Origin of the sequence: Paenibacillus faecalis, from assembly GCF_900289175.1 — a bacterium.
Taxonomy (GTDB): domain Bacteria; phylum Bacillota; class Bacilli; order Paenibacillales; family Paenibacillaceae; genus Paenibacillus_AQ; species Paenibacillus_AQ faecalis.
Window position 1 is genome coordinate 224,578 of the sequence record NZ_LT985747.1, and the last position, 21,185, is coordinate 245,762.

The 21,185-nt window shown below is 45.1% G+C and carries 20 protein-coding genes and 1 pseudogene; 12 read left to right on the plus strand and 9 right to left on the minus strand.

Going from position 1 to position 21,185, the window contains the following annotated elements; all coding sequences use genetic code 11:
• Nucleotides 1-15 precede the first annotated feature (15 nt).
• Nucleotides 16-4,008 carry a type VII secretion protein EssC gene (gene essC, locus C8268_RS01075; protein ID WP_106765960.1) on the minus strand — a complete coding sequence of 1,331 codons (3,993 nt, stop codon included), beginning with the start codon at nucleotides 4,006-4,008 and terminating at the stop codon, nucleotides 16-18.
• 89 nt (nucleotides 4,009-4,097) lie between these two features.
• On the minus strand, nucleotides 4,098-4,409 hold the full coding sequence (locus C8268_RS01080; RefSeq protein ID WP_106765961.1) for a hypothetical protein: 312 nt from the start codon (nucleotides 4,407-4,409) through the stop codon (nucleotides 4,098-4,100).
• Between the two features lie 404 nt (nucleotides 4,410-4,813).
• Here C8268_RS01080 and C8268_RS01085 point away from each other — a divergent pair, with 404 nt between their 5' ends.
• Nucleotides 4,814-5,053 carry a hypothetical protein gene (locus C8268_RS01085; RefSeq protein ID WP_106765962.1) on the plus strand — a complete coding sequence of 80 codons (240 nt, stop codon included), beginning with the start codon at nucleotides 4,814-4,816 and terminating at the stop codon, nucleotides 5,051-5,053.
• 67 nt (nucleotides 5,054-5,120) lie between these two features.
• Here the strand turns inward: C8268_RS01085 and C8268_RS22845 are convergent, their stop codons facing one another.
• Nucleotides 5,121-5,270, minus strand: coding sequence for a hypothetical protein (locus C8268_RS22845; RefSeq protein ID WP_199794793.1), 150 nt, complete (start codon nucleotides 5,268-5,270; stop codon nucleotides 5,121-5,123).
• A gap of 51 nt (nucleotides 5,271-5,321) precedes the next feature.
• On the opposite strand from C8268_RS22845, the pseudogene C8268_RS01090 reads away from it, so the two are divergent.
• Nucleotides 5,322-5,534: pseudogene (locus tag C8268_RS01090) on the plus strand (PadR family transcriptional regulator); the annotation flags it as partial.
• 152 nt (nucleotides 5,535-5,686) lie between these two features.
• Here C8268_RS01090 and C8268_RS01095 read toward each other — a convergent pair.
• Nucleotides 5,687-6,283 carry a DUF2087 domain-containing protein gene (locus C8268_RS01095; protein ID WP_106765963.1) on the minus strand — a complete coding sequence of 199 codons (597 nt, stop codon included), beginning with the start codon at nucleotides 6,281-6,283 and terminating at the stop codon, nucleotides 5,687-5,689.
• A 228-nt stretch (nucleotides 6,284-6,511) separates the two neighbouring features.
• On the opposite strand from C8268_RS01095, the gene C8268_RS01100 reads away from it, so the two are divergent.
• The 7 genes from C8268_RS01100 to C8268_RS01130 all read left to right on the plus strand — a co-directional run bounded on the left by C8268_RS01100 (nucleotide 6,512) and on the right by C8268_RS01130 (nucleotide 11,687).
• Complete coding sequence (locus C8268_RS01100; protein ID WP_106765964.1) at nucleotides 6,512-7,489, plus strand: YpdA family putative bacillithiol disulfide reductase; 978 nt, start codon at nucleotides 6,512-6,514, stop codon at nucleotides 7,487-7,489.
• A gap of 44 nt (nucleotides 7,490-7,533) precedes the next feature.
• A complete protein-coding gene (locus C8268_RS01105) occupies nucleotides 7,534-7,977 on the plus strand; it encodes a DUF441 domain-containing protein (protein ID WP_106765965.1) in 444 nt (147 codons plus the stop codon).
• Between the two features lie 181 nt (nucleotides 7,978-8,158).
• A complete protein-coding gene (locus C8268_RS01110) occupies nucleotides 8,159-9,055 on the plus strand; it encodes a decaprenyl-phosphate phosphoribosyltransferase (protein WP_199794898.1) in 897 nt (298 codons plus the stop codon).
• A gap of 23 nt (nucleotides 9,056-9,078) precedes the next feature.
• A complete protein-coding gene (locus tag C8268_RS01115; protein ID WP_106765967.1) occupies nucleotides 9,079-9,714 on the plus strand; it encodes an HAD family hydrolase in 636 nt (211 codons plus the stop codon).
• Nucleotides 9,702-10,046 carry an EamA family transporter gene (locus C8268_RS01120; RefSeq protein WP_106765968.1) on the plus strand — a complete coding sequence of 115 codons (345 nt, stop codon included), beginning with the start codon at nucleotides 9,702-9,704 and terminating at the stop codon, nucleotides 10,044-10,046. Before C8268_RS01115 ends, C8268_RS01120 begins: the two co-directional genes overlap by 13 nt.
• Nucleotides 10,036-10,356 carry an EamA family transporter gene (locus tag C8268_RS01125; protein ID WP_106765969.1) on the plus strand — a complete coding sequence of 107 codons (321 nt, stop codon included), beginning with the start codon at nucleotides 10,036-10,038 and terminating at the stop codon, nucleotides 10,354-10,356. Before C8268_RS01120 ends, C8268_RS01125 begins: the two co-directional genes overlap by 11 nt.
• Before the next feature lie 29 nt (nucleotides 10,357-10,385).
• Nucleotides 10,386-11,687, plus strand: a complete 1,302-nt coding sequence (locus tag C8268_RS01130; protein WP_106765970.1) for a DUF6080 domain-containing protein — start codon at nucleotides 10,386-10,388, stop codon at nucleotides 11,685-11,687.
• An 82-nt stretch (nucleotides 11,688-11,769) separates the two neighbouring features.
• Here the strand turns inward: C8268_RS01130 and C8268_RS01135 are convergent, their stop codons facing one another.
• Nucleotides 11,770-13,539, minus strand: coding sequence for an ABC transporter ATP-binding protein (locus C8268_RS01135; protein WP_106765971.1), 1,770 nt, complete (start codon nucleotides 13,537-13,539; stop codon nucleotides 11,770-11,772).
• A gap of 116 nt (nucleotides 13,540-13,655) precedes the next feature.
• Here C8268_RS01135 and C8268_RS01140 point away from each other — a divergent pair, with 116 nt between their 5' ends.
• Nucleotides 13,656-14,171, plus strand: a complete 516-nt coding sequence (locus tag C8268_RS01140; protein WP_106765972.1) for an ADP-heptose synthase — start codon at nucleotides 13,656-13,658, stop codon at nucleotides 14,169-14,171.
• A gap of 149 nt (nucleotides 14,172-14,320) precedes the next feature.
• On the opposite strand, the gene C8268_RS01145 is transcribed toward C8268_RS01140, so the two are convergent.
• Complete coding sequence (locus C8268_RS01145; protein WP_106765973.1) at nucleotides 14,321-14,779, minus strand: NUDIX domain-containing protein; 459 nt, start codon at nucleotides 14,777-14,779, stop codon at nucleotides 14,321-14,323.
• A 54-nt stretch (nucleotides 14,780-14,833) separates the two neighbouring features.
• Nucleotides 14,834-15,139 carry a HesB/YadR/YfhF family protein gene (locus tag C8268_RS01150; protein WP_106765974.1) on the minus strand — a complete coding sequence of 102 codons (306 nt, stop codon included), beginning with the start codon at nucleotides 15,137-15,139 and terminating at the stop codon, nucleotides 14,834-14,836.
• A gap of 517 nt (nucleotides 15,140-15,656) precedes the next feature.
• Here C8268_RS01150 and C8268_RS01155 point away from each other — a divergent pair.
• A complete protein-coding gene (locus C8268_RS01155; RefSeq protein ID WP_106765975.1) occupies nucleotides 15,657-17,414 on the plus strand; it encodes an ABC transporter ATP-binding protein in 1,758 nt (585 codons plus the stop codon).
• Nucleotides 17,415-19,520: an ABC transporter ATP-binding protein gene (locus C8268_RS01160; RefSeq protein WP_106765976.1), complete on the plus strand. Its 2,106-nt coding sequence runs from the start codon at nucleotides 17,415-17,417 to the stop codon at nucleotides 19,518-19,520.
• Nucleotides 19,521-19,606: 86 nt separating this feature from the next.
• Here C8268_RS01160 and C8268_RS01165 read toward each other — a convergent pair whose 3' ends face one another.
• Nucleotides 19,607-20,548, minus strand: a complete 942-nt coding sequence (locus C8268_RS01165; protein WP_106765977.1) for an S-layer homology domain-containing protein — start codon at nucleotides 20,546-20,548, stop codon at nucleotides 19,607-19,609.
• A gap of 83 nt (nucleotides 20,549-20,631) precedes the next feature.
• The gene (locus tag C8268_RS01170; RefSeq protein WP_106765978.1) at nucleotides 20,632-21,105 is read right to left on the minus strand and encodes a hypothetical protein; all 474 of its coding nucleotides are present in this window, start codon (nucleotides 21,103-21,105) and stop codon (nucleotides 20,632-20,634) included.
• Nucleotides 21,106-21,185 lie beyond the last annotated feature (80 nt).

Below are 21,185 nucleotides of genomic sequence, written 5' to 3' on the forward strand. Positions count from 1 at the left end.
ATGAGCCACCTCCCCTCAAACTACAACATGCCATCGGTCACGAATTTCTGTGACCCACTTTTGGGCGTTCCACTGTTCGTCAAACGGAACTGCGCCTTTAATTCTGGAAAATTTTCGTTTTACATAGTACCCTTGGCCCGGCGGCAGTATTTTTAGTCCTCCGGGACTATTCGCAGACTCCGAAAAAGGGATCCTAAAGAAGGACAAATCATTCGAATCCAAAGTACCGAATAAAAATCCCGATTGCGATGCTTTAACATCCGTAAACCAATCGACACCGAAAGTCGGGAAATCAGCTGGAACACCGGAAAGCACAACATGTACTTTTCGATCCCGGCCAAGTCTGACGATCGATGATAATTGATCTTTTATCGTAAAATCATTCAATTGCTTACTCATCACGTCTGCGTCATCAATCATGAGCAGAATAGCCGGATCATTCCCATCCTTTGTTCGATTCTGCACTTTCTCGTACAGCCCGGCAATAAGCGGTCCAAGATCCTCCTCATTCTCAGCATACCCTTTTACATGAGGCAGGTGATTCAAGCGGCTGAGTCCACTGCTTCCATATCTTGTATCCACCGTATAGATTTCAATTTCCTCCGGTGAAGCATGGTAAGCTAGCGAGAGTATCCAGCTGAGCAGAAATGAGGTTTTTCCGCCTTCCATCGGGCTGGCCACCACGAAATGCGGGCCTTCTTCCAGATCGACCAAGAATGGAGACAAATCATCAGTGGATAAACCTACAGGAACCTGATACTTGGATGTACCAGCTACATTTTCAAAAGGCCGATCCAATTTCAAAAGCTCCGAAAGCCCTATTTTCTCTGGAAGCGGATCAATCGACGGGGCAACGCCTCCATTCCACGAGCTTTTTAATCGAGCAATCATAGAGCGAAGCTCAGCTGAGCGCTCTCCCTCATCCTTTCCGGATGCAGGCATAGCTGTTTGAAACTCCAGCGGCGGTACCTGTCCTTTCACAAGACCTCTTCCCGGCGGAAGCTGGCTTGGCGCTCTGGACGGTCGCCCCACAGCATAGTAATAATCCGCAGGATCTGCCAGTTCGAATGAAACGGCTTGTGAAATATTGCTTCGTACTTTTTCAAACATATCAGAAATCCGGTTGGCGGTTATCACAAAAGTAATACCTAAACTGCCACCTTCACGGAGCAAATATTCCAGTACATCATTTTCATCCGGGTACGTATTTCGAAAATTGAGGTAGCCGTCAATAACGATCACCAACTGAGGGACGTGAAGCGACATCGCCCGGCGGTATGCTGAGATGGTCTTCACCCCTGCATCAGCAATCAGATCTTTACGCTTCGTTGCCGTTTTCGTCAAAAACCGGAATAATCGCTTGATCCGATCATCTTCCTCGGTCGTCATGACACCACCTATATGCGGTAAACCGATAAAGTCTCGCATCATTCGTCCCATATCTATAATATATCCATGCCACTGATCAGGGGAATATTGCCTAGCCAAAGACATAAGCAGCGTCTGAACAAACGTTGTTTTCCCTAATCCAGGCATCCCATATACTGCCCAATGACTTTGCTCCATATTTAAGCTAAGTGGCTTTTGACATTGATTTGGAAGATCGTCAAGCATACCGATCTGTGCGATCAGTGCAACATCTCCAAAGACAGGAGCGGCTTTATGATCAGAAGCAGACAAAACCTCATCCAGATCGAGGCTTTCAGGAAGCGGCGGCAACCACGGCCCCTGCAATCTTTCAATGCCCTCTTCCTCCGCTATATCTGACAGACGGTCAATAAAAACTTGCAGCTGTTTCGGAACCTCATCCCGATGAGCACCCGAAGCGCTGACGGAAGCAAGCATCGGCTCAGTCTTGCCGTTCAAACGCACCTCACGAATGACAATCATGCCATCATCATCCTGCTCTTCTATATAAGGCGCGCCACTCCAGGCAAACTGCATCTCTTCAAACACTTCGTCACTGCCGACCTGAAAATATCCGCGACCAGGCTTATTGATCCAGGCTGCATTCGGTATTTTCAGCATATCCCGGCTATCGCCCTCACTTTGAACCCTTAAGCAGATTCGAAAGCGTGAGTTGCTCCATATTTTGTCATCTACTACACCTGCCGGCTTTTGTGTAGCCAAAATAAGATGGACTCCCAGTGTTCTACCAATAGCGGCAATACTGATCAGTTCGTCCATAAACTCCGGCTGGTCTTTTTTAAGCTGTGCGAACTCGTCAATGATAATGACCAGATGAGGAAGCGGTTCCCCATGCCTGCTGCGGAGTAGTTTGTAATACTCATCGATATGCTGCAAGTTCCCGGCATCATTCAATATTTTTTGTCTTCGGACGAGTTCTGCTTTTAACGAAATTTTGGCGCGTTCAATCAAGTTATTGTCGAGGTTCGTAATGGTTCCTACAACGTGAGGCAAATTGAGAAAAGTGTTGGACATCCCTCCGCCTTTATAATCGATAAGCATAAATGCAAGATCATGCGGATGGAATTCAGCAGCAAGGGAAGCTACAATCGACTGAATGACTTCACTTTTTCCCGAGCCGGTCGTACCGGCAATCAACCCGTGCGGTCCGTGTCCTTGTCTTTCAATTTTATCATGTAAATTCAGGTTTATTTTCTTATTGCCCGCTCGTACCCCCATCGGTACAGGCAACGTATCCGGATAACGATTGTTCTCCCAACGGCGCTTCACATCAAGCTCGGAAATTTTTTGGATTTCCATCATCTCAAACAGCGTTAATACCGGAGGTATGTCCGAGGCCGATGAACGCTTTAAACGAATAGGTGCCATGTAGCGAGCCAGAACTTCTATTTGTTTACGGCTCATTTCATCCACCCTAAATGACTGCTGTAAAGCCATGCCATCTTTCTTGATTGTGTAAGCGGCCTGCTCCCTTTCAACCTCAACGATCAATTGACAATGCATCGGAAGGTTTTCCTTCCGATCTGACAAAATGATCGTGACAGCGTCAACGGCTTCACCTTCTTCAAGCAGAAGCGGCAGAAGCGGTTCCTCTTCAATTAATGATGCGCTCGATAAAATAACGACATATGCCGGTATGGTAATTGATTTTTTCCCATAATCTGAACGGTTGTTTCTGCGGCGATACAACTGCATGAAAATTTCATCCGCAAGCTGATGACCGCTGCTTCGCCGATCAGCCAAATACCTCAAAGAACGATCATCGTCCCAGGTATGCGGAAGCCAGCGGAGCCAATCAAAGTCTTGAGCTTCCTTTTCTTCATAAAAAGCAGCCACTTTGACTTCATCAGGAGAGTGTCGCACAGCTGTCTGCGCCATGATGACACGCAGCATATTCAAAACATTGTCTCTTCCACCAACTACACCGATGACCTTGGATTCAAATAAAGGCAAAGTGATAGAAGCTTCATCAACTGTCTGAAATTCACCAGCAAGCTCCTGGGCTGCTTCAATTAAAGGATCTTTCTCATAGCCATCGGCTCTGGGGGCACGTACCTGTATATGAAAGGGAACCGTTCCCTTTCCAACCCGAACCTCAAGAAAATCAACATCCTCCGGGGATCTTTCCCACAAAGAGCTGCTCCGGTTCTTTACAACCTGGTAGCATACGTCAGGGTCTCCGTGAATTTCGAACATAATTTCCACCTGGTTCTGCTGCTTCTCCTTCAGCTCTTCACGGTGAATGTCCAGCTGGGCACGATATTTAAGGTTTCGCTCAGACATTTTCTGCTGATAAGTTTTTTTGTTACCCAAATATAAAAAAAAGGGCAAAGTATACGAGGTTAGCATCATAAAGATGGATAACATCTGAAACATCATGTAATTGCTGCGATACATGTTCCCGCTCATATTCATGTAAACATAAAATCCGATCGTAACCGCCGTCATTATGACCGGAATAATGAGTGAGATCATGGAGAACGAAGGTTTGCTGGGCTCTGAAGGAGGTCTGAGTATCTCCATTTCTTCTTTGGGTAGAGCCGGTTTAATTCGTGGCGAACGCTGATATAAGACGTTCATTCTTTCCTCCCCTTTATCCAGATCATCATGTTCATTACAATATGTATTTTAATTGATTTCCGATGAAATCAATGGGTTAATACCCATTTTTAATCCTCTTGAAACAGCATTCTGCGGCCGTACACCGGAGCCTCTTCTTCCGTTGTTGAAAAAGCGCGCTGAAGCCGGATATAAGCACCTTCTCGAAGCCCGGCTTCGACAACTCCTAAGTTCCCGTCAACCGCAAACCATAAGCCCTCAGGAAACTTGGCTTCTAATATGTATTGTATACCGGTGCTTGGATGCTCTTGAAACAGGCGGAGTCCGAGCAGTTCAATCAGTCTTGTCACCGAACATTCATCCGGTACGGATATGTCAAACCAATCTTCTTCGTTGCGCCCGCTTATTACAGTAAGAATCATCTCTCAATCGTTCCTGCCCTTCTAAAATATCATAATCAAATATCATAATCATAAGATATTCCCTATGAAAAAGGCCAACACCTATATCATAGATTATAAAAATAGGTTACATTATTGTAACTATATCACTCTCCGCTTCTTCCTGTCAATTTGTGTCATATTCCCATTATCCTATTTTCTTACTTTTTTATATGAACCTAAAGAACTAAATTCCAATTCATAGGAGGAAAATAGTCTTTACTTTCATATAATCCTCAAACTGTTTCGCGCAAAAAAAGAGAGTTCACAGAAATGTCACTCTCCTAAAAACACTCCCCGATTAATTCTTTCATTTTAAGGTTATTTTAAGATTGGCCGTTTATAATGCAAATATCATGAAATAAATCTTTTCGTGAGGTGATTTGATGAAAACACTGATTATGTTTCAAAACAAAGCGGTACCCGTATATTTTACAACAGAAAACAAGCAATCGGTAAATAAGGTGTTGAAGCTTTTAACGAACGCGCTTGATCATAAAATTCGTAACGGAAAAAAAGCGCTGCAAAAATGTCTCAATTCCCTCATCAGTATAGAAATCGTGGGCTCAGAGGCCATTCTTCATAGTAAAAGCGAAAACGACTCTCTTGCGCTATCTCTCTTTTAAAAAGGGGGATAGCCCTTTTTGTCTTCTAGGCCAATAAAACTTGTTAAAGAAGAAAAAGTTCCATCTATTATGTATCCTTCCTATGAATCATAACATGTTCTTCGGCCATTTGCGCTTTATAAATCCGAATTTGCAGAAGTTTAACCAAATTCATCTGAGTACGCAGCTCTTGACAGTTGTCCAGTTTCTTTAATATAAAACGATCAATGGACGACACGCCGTTCACTCCTTATGTTCAACTTTGTACATATTATCCCTTATATTTCCTATTAAACTCAAAATTTACCTATTAAACTTAAATCTTGAGCTGTGTGTGCTTGTACTCATCCACCGTAAAGATCAATACGGTTATGAACGGGCACAGTCCGTATCCCGTCACATCGAGGTTGCCAAAGGTACGCTCGACACGCTTTTACGCAAACTTGTCAAAGAGGGATACTGCACCACCTATCTTCAGGAATCGTCCGAGGGGCCGCACCGATACCCAATCCGGGGATATCGATATTGAGCTGCCGTAAGTAAACAAACACCTTCCTATTCGGTTATGGGCTTCTAGTCCCGTTCATGAAACCGTTAAGGAAGGTGCTTAAGCCTTGCTAATGAATCTAGTCATTCAACCAGCTATCTGGCTGTCTATCTCACCTGTTTCCAATCACTCCACATTTCACGCGGATTGAGCACATAAATCCCATTGTTCCGGTACATGAAATGATGCATGATAAACTCGCGGCGAATCGTCGCAAAATCGTCATGAAACGGCTTGATGAAGTCGTTTATTTCCTGTTCACTGTATTCTCGTCCGAATTCCAGCTTTTCAGCCAAGTGCTCCAATATAATCAATTTTTTCTTGTACTGCGCAGGTATTTGCCGCAAACTGCCGTCTTTCGCAAAAAAATTGTTTAATACGGTCTCTTTTACGACGGATGCTTGGTCTTTCATTGCCATATCCTCTCCTTCCTTTCCAAAAATAAACGACAGGGACGCCTGGTGGAATTGCTTGATAAACTCCGGATTCAAGGAAAAATATATCGTATTCTTGTCTCTTCGTTCACGAATTAAGGACGCTTCCCGTAGCTTGGAAGCATGATGTGTTACTGTAGGCTGTGACAAACCCAGCTTCTCCGCCAGCGACTGGCCGTTGATTTCTCCCCTATTCAAAAGCATTAAAATTTTCATCCGATTGGGATCACCAAGCAATTTATGAACATCCACGATCTTCTCCAACTGCATGAAACCACCTCTTTGACAAAGATATGGGCATTGTAATTACAATTCAGATTCTAATTTGATATATATCTAATTAGATGGTAATGAAAATACAGTCCACTGTCAACAACAGCCAAGCTTTATGCGGCGATTCCTTTAACAATATCCATCAAGGTGGATTTATTTCTATAATTACGGTAGGATTATTAATGCTATTTATTCGTGTACGTTTATTGACCAAGGAGGTTCATCATGCAAGACGTTCTAATTATCGGCGCGGGTCCTTGCGGCTTGTCCGCAGCTATAGAATGCAACAAGCGGGGCCTATCCTCTGAAATTATTGATAAACATAATATCGTTCACTCCATCTTTTTGTACCCGACACATATGCAATTTTTCAGCACCGCCGAAATGCTGGAAATTGGAAATATCCCGTTCTCCACATCGAATGATAAACCGTACCGGGATGAAGCACTCGCATACTACCGCAAGGTTGCCGAGCATTATAACCTTAGCCTTTCGCCATATGAAGAGGCAACTTCGATCGAGAAGCAGGCTGATGGCTCTTTTCGAGTACATACACGCAAGCGCAATGGTGTTGAAAGCTATCGCGAAGCCAGAAATGTCATTATTTCCACCGGATACTTTGATCATCCGAATTATATCGGCATTCCTGGTGAAAACTTGGAAAAGGTCACCCACTACTTTCGGGAAGCTCACCCTTATGCCGGTATGAAAACAGCTGTAATCGGTGGAAGCAACTCTGCTGTAGATGCTGCGATGGAGCTAATTCGTGTCGGGGCTGAAGTATCCGTTATTTACCGGGGAAAAGAAGTATCTGAAAACATCAAGCCATGGGTGCGTCCTCAGTTTGAAAGCATGGTCACCAAGGGAAAGATCAAGGTGTTTGTGGAATCCAGAGTAACGGAGATTACCGAAACATCGATCACCATTACCTCACTTGATGGCCAAGAGCAGAACATTGATAATGATTTCGTACTTGCTATGACAGGCTTCCGTCCGGATCGTGAGCTGTTGAACGCTGCCGGTGTGGAGCTCGACGATGATATGGAGAAGCCGCGCTACCATCCGGAAACGATGGAAACGAACATTCCGGGATTATACGTTGCCGGCGTCATCGCATCCGGACGAAATGCAAACGAAGTTTTTATCGAAACCGGACGTTTACATGGCCGCTTAATCGCGGAACATCTTGTGACCAAGTTATAATTCACGTAACACCATTTAGTATATTTAAGGAGTTGGCGTACACCATGGATGTCACCTCACTCATCCTGTTGGCTATGGCCGCACTTGGAATTATCAGCAGCAATACTCCTGTAACCATTGCGATGCTGTCGCTGCTATTTCTGAGAGTTTCCGGCTTTCATCAAGCTTTTCCGTGGCTGGAGAAATACGGCCTTAACATCGGCATTATCATACTAACGATCGGGGTTATGTCGCCACTGGCCAGCGGAAAAATGAGCCTGCAAGTCATTGGCGAGTCCTTTCTCAACTGGAAATCCCTTCTCGCCATCGCGGTTGGAATGCTCGTTGCCTATTTAGGCGGGCGTGGAGCCACGCTGATGACAAGTAATCCAACAATCGTTGCCGGTCTCTTGGTCGGAACGATCCTTGGCGTCGCTCTATTTCGCGGGGTTCCGGTAGGACCGCTCATTGCAGCAGGTATTTTATCCTTGTTAATCGGTAAATTATAAACCGAATACCAGCGTATTAAACGATTAACCCACAAGAAGGCACTTAAAAATAATGTGAACCTTTTGTGGGTTATTTGTGTTTATATCTTATTATGGTATTATAGCTATCGTATTTTAACTCTTCATCCCAAAAATTCCTTGTGAAGTAAAGAAAACTAGGAGGTCACAACCATTGTCCAATATGAATACCAGGGAAGCTGCTGCTCCCTTAATGCAGGTTCCATCTCTGCTTTTTAAACAGCTAAGACCAAAACAATGGACGAAAAATCTACTTATTTTTGCAGCTCCGTTATTTTCTTTCGAAACGGTCAATGCATCTTCTCTGATCGATAGCATTGTCGGTTTTTTCCTGCTCTGCTTCGTATCAGGCTGCGTCTATATCGTGAATGATTACATGGATCGAGAGGCGGACCGTAATCATCCAATCAAGCGGCATCGCCCCATGGCTTCAGGTGAATTGAGTCCGGCATTGGCCCTCTTGTTCGGGGCCTTGCTGCTGAGCACGTCACTGGTGATCTCTTATTTTCTTAACCCGCTTTTCACCGCGCTGCTCGTGTTATATTTTGCAATGAACGTTGCCTATTCTCTTCGACTTAAGCATGTGGTTATTATCGATATCATGATCATCGCTGCTGGCTTTGTCCTTCGCGCTATTGCTGGCGGACTGGTCATTCATGTTCCGTTCACACCCTGGTTTTTGCTGTGTACGATGCTGCTCTCCCTCTTTCTCGCCATCGGCAAACGGCGCCATGAGCTCGTCCTGCTAGAGAATGAGAAGACTTCCCATCGTAAGGTGCTCGAACATTACTCGGTAGAGCTGCTAGATCAATTCAGCAGCATTGTGACAACAGCTACTATTATCAGTTATTCGCTGTTTACCTTTACATCCGGCAGAACGATCCATCTGATGTGGACGATACCGCTTGTTATTTACGGAATGTTTCGATATTTGTACTTGATTCATATTGAGAAAAAAGGCGGTGCACCAGACCGCATTCTGTTTGAAGATATGCATATACTGGTTACCGTTCTCGTCTATGTGGGAAGTGTAATCGGTATATTGGCTTATTTTGAGTAAAATAAACGAGGGATGTATAAACAATGACCCAGAAGATTGCTTTATTTGATGTAGATAAAACGATCATCGCTAAAGATTCGATGTTTCAATTTGTGCTATACGGTCTGAAGAGGAAGCCTTTCTCGATTTATCTTCTGTTTCCGCTCGTCATCCATTCTATTTTTTACAAGCTGAAATGGATAAAGGCCGAACGTGCAAAAAGCTATTATTTTCGTTTTATAAATGATATGAAAGAACAGGACCTGGAGCATTTTTTTCATACGATGATCAAGCCCTACATATACCCGGAAGCCTTACTGGAGATGAGAAATAAAAAAGAAGCCGGCTATCATATTCTTCTAGTCACCGCTTCACCTTACGCTTATATGAAATATTTCAATCAATTGGACGAGGTGGATGGGGTGATCGGCACGAACCTGATCAAACGCGGGGAACAGTTTACTCATATGATCGAGGGAAATAACTGCAAGGGCGAGGAGAAGGTCGTCCGAATCAAAAGCTATCTAAAAGATAAAGGTATGGTTATAGATTATGACCATTCCTGCGCATACTCCGATTCCGACTCGGATATGCCCATGCTATCGCTAGTGAAGCATAGATATATGATCAATCATCATAAGCAAACAGCAGGATGTGAGGGACTAACATGGAGTCTATAAACAAGAAGGGCGGCCATTACCGCCATCTCGGTAAATGGTTGATGGTAGTGTCGGCATTTCTGACCGCTACAGGTCAGTTGTTTTGGAAATGGGGACACACCAATCTGATCTATATGGCGATCGGATTTGTTTGTTACGGACTCGGTGCTATTTTCATGATCAAATCACTGGCTTTGGAAAAGCTCTCGGTAGCATACCCGCTCATGTGTATCAGCTATATTGTTGCACTGGTGTACGGAGATCTGTTTCTTGGAGAACCGATTACACTGAAAAAGACGATGGCTGTTGTGCTTCTCGGAATCGGGGTGACTTTGACTTCCTATGAAAAATGAACTGTTTCTCTATTTCCTTCTGATCCTGATGACCTTGTTCGGCTCTCTTGGCAGTGTATTCTTTAAAGGCTATACCTCCCAGAAAAAACTGCTTCTGCTCTTCTTTGGCTTTGCGTCCTATGGAATCGGCGCACTGCTGAACATCTATCTGCTGAAAGAGCTGCCGTATACACTTGTCATGCCGGCCAATGCTTTAACTTTCCTGTGGGCACTGCTGTTTGCCAAGGTTATTTTTAAAGAATCGATCGGTATGATCAAGATTGCAGGTGTCGTCTTTATCATTTCGGGACTGCTCCTTTTAATATCGTAATTCAAATATTTTGGAGAATGGTGGTTAACATGACGTTTATCAATTATTTTTTCAGGGATAGGAAGGACAATATTACCGCTCTTTTTTTATGGATTTTCTTTTGTCTGTTTTATATCTTCTTGAACACACCTTATGTACAATACATACAAAATAACGCTGAGATGTTAGGTGCATACAGCCCGTTTTACGGTGCGCCTTTTTCGCTGAATCTGTTTAATTTTGATCCATCGATGGAATACGGAAGCCAGCAGGCGACGGTCATTCATCCGCTTGTCAACTTTCTAACGGCACCGCTAACATACTTATCAAGTCATTCCATAGGCAATATGCTGTACTTGCTCCTGCAATCCGGGATCAATGCGCTTACTACGGTGCTTGTTTATTTCATGCTCCGCAGAAGCGGTTCTGACAAAATGGTATCGCTGCTGTTTGCAGCCTTTTTCGGTGTAAGCTCATATAGCATTTTCACTTCCTTGATTCCGGACTCCTATGCTTACGCACAGTTTGTCATTGTGCTTTCAGCAGCCTATTTGCAAAAATGTCGGGCGGAACAGTCCTTCCCGATCTTCTCCAATGCCACTTACACACTGGTCAATTTCGGGATTACTTCAACCAATGTTGTTACGTTTGCAGGTGCATTATTCTTTAGTCTCTTTGAACGGAACAACAAGAAAACATCATTCAAGTGGTTCATGATCATTATGATCACCGCCTTGATGATGATCTTTGCTTTTACAGGTCTGCAATATGTGCTGTTTTCGGGCAAAACCTGGCTATCCAATGTTTTCGGCGGGCTCTCCAGCGGTGCTTTTAGTTATGTTACCCCGTTCTCATTCGCCGCGCATGCCAAAGCATTTTATATGCTCGTGGTAAGTCCTGTTCTGACACCGGACGTCGCCTTGATTGATCCGGGGATCGTTGCCTTTGCAACCGATCTTGCCAAACCTTATCCCTTCTATGTGCATATTGTAGGAATCGGTCTGTTCCTGCTTGCTGTGCTTGGATTTATAAAAGGAGTCAAAAAGCGGGAGACCTGGGCTATGGCGACGTATATTTTGTTCGCATTTGTGCTTCATATCGTCATCGGGTTCGGCTTGTCCACTTTCAAATATGATCTTTATCTGTATGCAGGGCACTATTTGTTCGCCTTCTTTATTCTTGCAGCCGGCTTTATCTCCGGCCTTCGGAGTGTAACGGTCAAAAGAATATTGCTCGGCGCAATCGCCCTTTTCATGCTCACTGCGCTTGCTAACAACATCGTGAAACATAGTGAGACACTGGACACGATCCAATCGTCGTATACGAATGTAATTACACAGCAGAACAAGTAATGAAGATGTTCAAAAATCACCATGTATGCTAAAAAAAAACGTGCGTCCCACATCCACGGGGCGCACGTTTTTCGCTTTATAATTAAACTCTGAGGCTCATCTTCTCCGTCGGCTCCAAATGCTGCACATTATACAGCCTCGCATAACTTCCATTCCGATTCATTAACTCGTTGTGGGTTCCCTGCTCCGTAATTTGTCCATTCTCCAGCACGACAATCTTATCGGCATGTGTGATGGTAGACAAACGATGGGCTACGATTAACGTCGTCCGATTCGTCGATAGCGACTGAAGAGCCTGCTGGATCAAATGCTCGGATTCCAAATCAAGCGCGGATGTCGCTTCGTCCAGCACCAGTATATCAGGGTCCTTGAGAAATACACGGGCAATCGCCAGCCGCTGCTTCTGTCCACCGGACAGCTTAACGCCCCGTTCCCCGACCTCCGTATCGTATCCCTGTGGCAGCTCCATAATAAACTCATGTGCGTTTGCAGATTTTGCAGCTTCCATGATTTCTTCTTCACTTGCATCCGGATTGCCAAACAAAATATTCTCTCGCACTGAACCGCTGAACAGGAAATTATCCTGAAGCACCATCCCGATTGAACCGCGCAGACTATCGAGCGTAACCTGCCGGACATCGATACCGTTGATTTTCACGCTTCCTTGCGTCACATCGTAAAATCTCGGAATAAGGCTGATCAAGGACGACTTCCCACCTCCGCTCATTCCCACAAATGCGATCGTCTGACCCTGCTCAATCGTCAGTTGAATATCCTTAAGCACCCAGCCTGCATCGTCATTGTACCGAAACCAGACTCGGTCAAATTCAATCCGGCCAGCGGAAGACAGCTTTTTAGCCTGAGGATCATCTACAATATCATAAGGCTCGTCCAGCAGCTCCTTCACCCGCTCCAGGGAGGCCGTTGCCTGCGTCAGTACCGTCGATGAATTAATAAGTCTGCGCAAAGGTGCATACAGCCTGTCCAAATAACCGAAAAAGGCAACAAATGTACCCAAGGTCAAATCCCCTTGAATCACCCGGTAGCCTCCATAACCGATAACCAGGATCGGCGCAATGTCTGTCAACGTATTAATAACGGAAAAGGTCAAAGCGTTCCAACGAGTTTGGGCCATCGCTTTGTTGAGAAAATTACCGTTGATATTTTCAAATTTGGCCTGATCATAACGCTCCAGCGTAAAGCTTCGGATCACCGAGATTCCCTGAATCCGTTCGTGCAAATAGGCCTGGATTCCAGCCAGTGCCTGTGAACGGTCCTTGGTCAGCTTCTTCAAGCGCTTGTACAGCAGCTTAACCGCAATGGCATACAGGGGCAATACCGAGATAGCAACAAGAGTTAACAGCGGATTCATAAAGAACATCGCGGCAAGAACGAATGTCAGTGTAAACATATCGAGCCAGATGTTCATCATGCCTACCTCGACCAGATTTTTGGACTGCTCGACATCGTTAATGAAACGGGATATCGCCTCGCCTACCTTCGTATTCTGATAGTATCTAAGAGACAAGCGCTGCAGATGAGCGTAAAGACGGTTACGCATATCAAATAAAACGCGACTCGTTATAAACTGGGCAAAATATTGACGAAAATATTCAACTGGACCCCGCACAACGATAAATAATACCAAGGTCCCTCCAAGCAGGATCATCAATTGGTTCAACTTTTGCTGCACATCCATATGGGAGTTGATTAACAGCTCATCCACGACATACTTCATAATCATCGGCAGCAACAGTGGAATCGAAAATTTGATCATCCCTATAATGAGTGTTAACACAATCCATTTAATATATGGCCTGACAAATGGATAGTAAATTTTCCATGATTTCAATGAGCGCCCCCCTTTCTATCCATCTTTAAGAAGGACCTGTATTTGACTTTTTCCTGCTTCAATGCTTTATTATCTTTAAACTTAATTTTTAAGCAGCGTTCAGCAGGAGGATAAACATGAGTGCAGTATTTGTGACGGAAGCCGTTATGCTGGCGATTTACGGGCAGCTGCTAGTGCCGAGAAAGCCTGTAGAATATATCATACCTTATAAGACAGTCCTCGAGTTATATGAGCTTACAAGCAGTGATGAACCGCTTATGCATACCGAACCGGATGATCTGTATGTACGAAAGAAAATAACAGAACTTATCCAATACTTTGAGGAGCCGCTTAACCAAAAAAAGATGGACCGGGCACTTCAGGTCCCTTGGGCAAAAAGCCCTCCTATTCCCGTGAGTGAAATGTCCCTGGTATCGATTCTAAACGCACTGGACACAGCTCCTTACGGGGAATTGTTCGATCCTGTTGAGACCGAACTGATATTAGCTGCACAACGAATACAAGCCCCTCTGCTGACGGATCAGTATGAATTGATTCATCGCATCGTCAATGCGTCGATTGCGGTTCAGGTTTATGATATCGACGATTTTGATTTCGCAATCGATTCGTCATTGATGAATAAAGAAGAATAAACATAAAGTAGCAACCCTTGCTTCATGTAAAAGCAAGGGTTTATGCAAGTAAAAATAGTTTTCATTTCACATGAAAACGACACCGTTTATACGGAGTCAAAAAAATCCCCTTTCGGGGAGGCCAAACCGTTGCCGGTAGTACCGGTAATTCAATATTCATGCAACTGACTGCTGATTTTTCCGAGCAGATGTACAGACACGGTATCCATCACCGGCAAACGGTCCAGATGACAAAACTTTAGTGATATTTCGTTCTCCAAAGGAAGGTCAATGGCGCTGCGCAGCCCTACAGCAGCATACACACCGATGACGTAATACACCTCATCTCCACCTGACTTTTTCCTTACATATTGTGGACCTGATAACAGGTCGATTAATCGCATATCATCCGCAATAAGTCCGGTCTCTTCCCAAAGCTCTCTGGATGCGGCATCTTCCATGGATTCGCCGGGTTTCATACTGCCGATCGGAAGCCCCCATTCGTCCTTACCATGGCGTTTCAGAAGCAAAATCTCCTTATCGCCATTTTGTACGATCACAGCTGCTTTCACTGCAACCGTCGTCTTTTTGCCGATATACTGACGGACATCACGGTGATATACGCTCATCCCGGGAACCTCCTTTCCCATAGGGTTAGCGCGCCTTAAGTTTCAAGCACTCGCCTAGTTTACTGCGCCTTCTTCTGTATAAACATAAGAAATATCATCCAAGGATTCTTCATACTTCACGTGAAGATCATATCCTCGCAGGTACCACATATCATGCTCTTCCATGTAAAACGTTACATCTTCTGCCTGCTCTATTATTCCCGGATCAACAGGTTCTTCTACCGAAATGCCAAGAGAAAAACCGGGATGCAATCCGCCGCCGGAGCTGTAGCGCGGAAAGAAACGAACAAACGTGCCGGCGTTCAAATCAAGTTCTTTCTTGTACCAACGCGCCGCTTCATTGCTAACTTCAATAATCATGGCTAACATACTCTCCTTTGAAGGTGCTTGCCTGTTCCCAAGTCTTTATTTCATATTTTATATGTTATCATAACGCATATTTGCATAAGGTTACAAATTTTTTTGTACGCTAACTCGCAAAATGAGATGCATCCTTTTCCTTATTTCGTAAAAATAGGTTTGACATATTCAGGTTTCCAGTGATAAAATTCAGTCCATACGAGGTCTTCTTGAATTTATTGTAAATTTAACGAAAGGGTGGTTAACGTGTTCATTTCATTTATTGTATTAGATCATCGTCCAATCGATCTTGGTTCACAACTGAATACTGACGACACCCTACCGGAGTATCTTCATGTTCTCATGTAAGATATTAAGTATCTCTGCCGCCCGGATGTCGTTCCTATATCCGTGCGTATGATAAGTTTTTCGATGAAGCCGATGAATTGAAGCATATCGTCCGTTTTCGGGATGGTATGCTTTTTTTGGTTATTTGGGGAACTTCAAATCTGCCCAAATATGAAAGGAAGGGATTATTTTGTTCGCCGTATTAAAAAATTTAGGCTGGTTTTTCAAGCTTGAGAAGAAAAGATATCTCATCGGACTATTCTTTCTCACCTTTTGCAGCTTGCTGGAGCTGATCCCGCCGCTGCTGCTTGGCAAAGCCATTGATGATATTGTCACCAGCGCAATATCATGGGCATCGCTCGCTCAATATTTATTGCTCATCATTGGAGTTGTTGCGATCATTTATCTCGCTACATACATATGGATGCACCGCATTTTTGGCGGTGCAAACCTGATGGAACGGATGCTTCGCTCACGCTATATGAACCACCTTCTTGGAATGCTTCCGCCATTTTTTGAAAAGAACCGTACTGGCGATCTAATGGCTAAAGCAACAAACGACCTTCGCTCCGTTGCGGCAACCGCTGGCTTCGGCATACTGGTAATGACCGATTCAACAGTATTCCTCATCATTATTCTCTTCGCCATGGGATTTATCATTAGCTGGAAACTGACGCTTGCAGCGATCCTGCCGCTTCCTATCATTGCGGTAGGGATGGTTATTTACGGCAGGGCGATCCATAAACGTTACACCGCTGCACAGGACGCTTTTGGCGTAATGAACGATCAGGTGCTGGAATCGGTAGCTGGCGTTCGAGTTGTTCGGGCTTATGTACAGGAGCGTGAGGATCAGCGCCGTTTTCAGGAAATCACGGATGATGTTTACCGCAAAAATCTGGCAGTCGCCAGGGTTGATGCCCTGTTCGAGCCTACGATAAATTTCTCGATTGGTTTAAGTTACGTCATTGGCCTGGCTTACGGCGTATACATGGTGTTCCAGAATCAGATTACCCTTGGAGATCTCGTATCGTTCAATATGTATCTCGGGATGATGATCTGGCCGATGTTTGCCATCGGAGAACTCATCAATATTATGCAGCGCGGTAATGCTTCGTTAGACCGTGTAAATGAAACTCTGTTCACTGCACCGGATGTTATAGACCCTGCAGAACCGATTGATGTGGCATCGCCGGATACCATTGAATTTAAACAAGTGACATTCCGATATCCGACCTCTACGGTCGATAATCTGATCGATGTTTCGCTGACGCTTCAAAAAGGTCAGACACTCGGTATAGTTGGACGTACCGGCAGTGGAAAAACAACGCTTCTGAAACAGCTGCTGCATGAATATCCTACCGGAACAGGAGAAATCCTTATTTCCGGCGTACCGATTGAAATGCTGTCCAAAGACCGGCTTCACAGTTGGATCGGTTATGTTCCTCAAGAACAAATCCTTTTTTCCAGAACGGTGAGGCAAAACATCCAATTCGGTAAAAAAGATGCCTCCGATGAAATCATTATGGATGCGATTGCAACTGCTGCATTTGACCGGGACTTGCATACACTCTCTGACGGTCTCGATACGATTGTTGGAGAAAAAGGGGTTGCTCTTTCCGGCGGACAGAAGCAGCGAGTATCCTTAGCCCGGGCGTTTATTTCGGACCCGGATATGCTGATTCTGGATGACGCGCTGTCTGCGGTCGATGCCCGGACAGAGGCGAGGATCATCGAGAACATCCGAAGCAAACGCGCAGGAAAAACAACCCTGATCTCGACCCATCGCCTGTCCGCAGTCCAACATGCCGATTGGATCGTCGTGCTGGACGATGGACGTATTGCCGAGCAGGGTACTCATGAACAACTGCTAGCCATGAACGGATGGTATCGCGAGCAGTTTGAACGACAGCAAATTGAAAATAATCTGACCTCCGAGGAGGTGTCTTAATTGACTCCGGTTGAACATACGATATCGAATGAATCCGGAATAGCCAAAAGGCTGTTCCGGTATGCATTAACAGCTAAAGGGACCTTTATTGCCGCATTGATTATGCTGGCTATAGGGGTAGCGGCAGAACTGGCGGGCCCCTTTATCGCCAAAAGCATGATAGACAATCATATCCTGGGCATTGAAAGGCCCCATTACGAGACAACAAATGCTGAAGGTGCTGCCGCCTATAACAACAAGTATTATAAACGAGGGGACCGCTTTGAGGAAAACGAAGCAAAAGGCCAGGAGGTTCGAATTCTCCAATCTGGAAAAAGCTTTTATTTCATTAATGAACCGGTGGTTCGTACCGACGGTAAGCGCTCTTTCCAAGATGGCATGATGACGATTACTTATGGGGATGAGAGTGCTCAATATCCGGCCGTCAAACTCTCCACCACCGAATTGTTCGCATTTTATGAACCGGAGCTGCCTAGCATTTATAAGCTGGTAGGACTGTTTCTGATTGCCATGGTAGTGTCAATGATCGCCGTGTTTGCAAGAACCTACTGGCTTCAGTCCTCCGCGAACCGTGTCATTCAAAAGCTGCGTACCGATGTTTACGCCCATATCCAGCGACTGCCCGTACATTTCTTCGATAACCTTCCGGCTGGAAAGGTTGTTTCGCGAGTAACGAACGATACGGAAGCGGTCAAGGAACTGTTTGTCGCCGTACTTTCCAATTTCGCATCAGGCATCATCTATATTGCCGGAGTTTATGTGGCCCTGTTCCTTCTGGATGTAAAGCTGGGACTGATCAGCTTGTTCGTTATTCCCATGCTCATCATATGGACCATACTTTATCGCAAATTTGCAACAAAATACAATGTCGTCATCCGATCCCGCTTAAGTGAGATCAACGCTATCATTAACGAGTCCATTCAAGGAATGCCCATCATTCGCGTCTTCCGCCGCCAAAAGGCGACCCGGGAAGAATTTGAAACATTAAACGAAGACTATATGGCACATCAGAACAAAATGCTGAACCTGAACTCGCTCACAACTCACAACCTGGTCAATGTGCTTCGCAACATATCATTTGTCGTCATCCTTTGGTATTTCGGTGCGGCATCTCTGGATGGTACCGGGATCGTTTCCATCGGTGTACTGTACGCTTATGTCGATCTGATGGGACGGATGTTTCAGCCGGTTACCGGGATGGTCAACCAGCTCGCTGCCCTGGATTCATCCATTGTATCCGCGAAGCGGGTATTTGAACTGATGGATGAACAAGGTGAAGTGGTTACTGACGGCTCCATGCCTCGTTATTTGGGGAATGTTGAGTTCAGCAATGTATATTTTGCCTACAAAAAAGACGATGTCCTGAAAAACATTTCATTTGAAGCGAAGCAAGGAGAAACCGTCGCTCTCGTAGGGCATACGGGATCAGGCAAAAGCTCCATTATCAACCTGCTCTTTCGGTTCTACGATCCGCAAAAAGGGACCATTACGATTGACGGTCAGCCTGTTACCGATATTCCAAAACAATGGCTTCGCCAGCATATGGGAATCGTCCTGCAAGATCCGTATTTGTTTACAGGGACAATCGCTTCCAACGTCAGTCTCTGGAATGCAAAGATCACTCGTGAACAGATCGAAAAAGCGCTGTGTGATGTTGGAGCAGACCGCCTGCTTGCCCATCTGCCGCAAGGCTTTGACGAACCTGTTATTGAAAAAGGCAGTACGCTTTCAGCCGGACAAAGGCAGCTGATCTCCTTCGCTCGCGCCCTTGCATTTAACCCGGCCATCCTGATCCTGGATGAGGCGACTGCCAGTATCGATACGGAAACCGAAGCGATCATACAAGATGCGCTGGAGGTTCTAAAGAAAGGACGCACCACATTTATCATCGCCCACCGCCTGTCCACCATACGCAATGCGGATCAAATTCTCGTTCTCCATCGGGGAGAAATCGTCGAAAAAGGCTCGCATGACGAGCTTATGGAGCTTCGCGGCCGTTATTACAAAATGTATCAGCTTCAGCAAGGAGCGACGGAGCAGCCTAACGTTGACAAAACACCTGTTGCAACAGGCACAGCTGCAAAAGTTGCCGCGGGGAACGTTTAGCATAGATTCCTGTTATAAAACGAACACGCTTTGAAATATGAAGGGGCTGTCCCGGGTCATTCGACCTTTCGGGACAGCCCCTTCACTTACCGTATTTGATCCGGACCTTGAACAGAGTTACCCGGCGCTGCTTTCACCTTCACTTCATACTGTGACGGGACATACGTTTCTGTCGATGCCGAAGAAATGACCTGCGGGTAGAATTTATTTGGGTCCGGCTGTACGATTTGATAGTAGACAATCGCCTGCTTGTCACTTACGAAATCGATGGATGTTACCGTAATCCCGTAACCCGGATGAGGAAGATTCTCTTTCGTAATGATCACCTTGTTTACCTTATCATTGATTTTCACAATTTGAGTTGAAGCCTCTTCCCCGGACTGCTCTTCACCTCCGCCACCGCCTTGCTTGTGGCTCTGAATAAACTGCATGGCCGCATGGGTCATCCTGGCTGCTTCCATACGGGTTAAGTTTTGCTTCGGATGAAACTTGGCTTCTTTATCTAGCTTAGCCATTTTGGTCAGAACCAAGAATTGTACTGCCCCGCGACTCTCTTCTTTCATCTGATTTTCATCCGCTATGTGAACATACATCTTCACAACAGGATAGTTGCCTGTCTTCTGTATCGCAGTCGCAAGCAGGTTGGCAAAATCCTCGCGGGTCATTGGCTCGTTCCACTTCATCTCAGCTGAAACCGGTAAACCATGCTGAGCGGCGATATTCACGGCTTCCGCATACCAAGCCCCGTCCGGAACGGTGCTAAATGATTTACCGCTGATGTTTGGCAGTGGTTTCAAACCTGTCGCCTTCACGACCATTTGAACAGCCTGTGCCGCTGTAATCGTCGTTTGCGGGACAAACTTGTCCGCCGTAACTCCCTGGATAATACCCTTATCTTGAAGGGATTTTACAATTGCCAAGTCTCCACTGTCCTTGATATCCGAAAACGCCGAAGCCGGAACAGCTCCTGCGCCAAGAAGTGAAGAAGAGATAAGCAAAGCTGATACCATTTTTATCATTTTTGGCATAAAACTGCACCTCCTATCCTTTCTGACGCAAGGTTTGTGGAAATTGTTTCAAGATTTTATGTTTTCATTTTTTCTTTTCATTTTTAAAATAAAGATTCCTCTTTATCTTCCTCTAATCCCAATTTGATGTACATTTCCCGAGAATAGCCCTGCAGCTTCTGTTCAAGCGCCTGAGCTCGATCCTTAAAATCCGTCAGCTCCTGAATCATCCTCGATCGTCCTGCCGCGTTAAACGTTTCGTGAATCCGTTCTTTAAAATAATCATGAACGATATGATTGCGCTGTTTCCACACTTCTTTCAGCTGTATCGTTTCTTCTTCGGAAAAAGAAAAATAATGCTGTATTTCTTGAACGAGCTGCCCTAAGGAGCTGCTCAGTTTACGTTGGTACAGTTGTGTAAAGTCCTCTTCCGAAGGAACCTGCCCCTTCGACAGCTTAATGAGCATAAGCAGATTGGCCAGCTGCTGCTCCAAAGCCTGGGAGTAGTATACCGCCAATCCGAAATAGGCAAGCAGCTCTTTGGAATGGTCACTGTCCATCAGTCGCGTCTGTTTCATCATTCCCTCCTGTTGGATAGGCTGCAAATTGAGTTTGATGTTCACCTTTCCTACTCTATGGTAAAGGAAGATTCATCCTG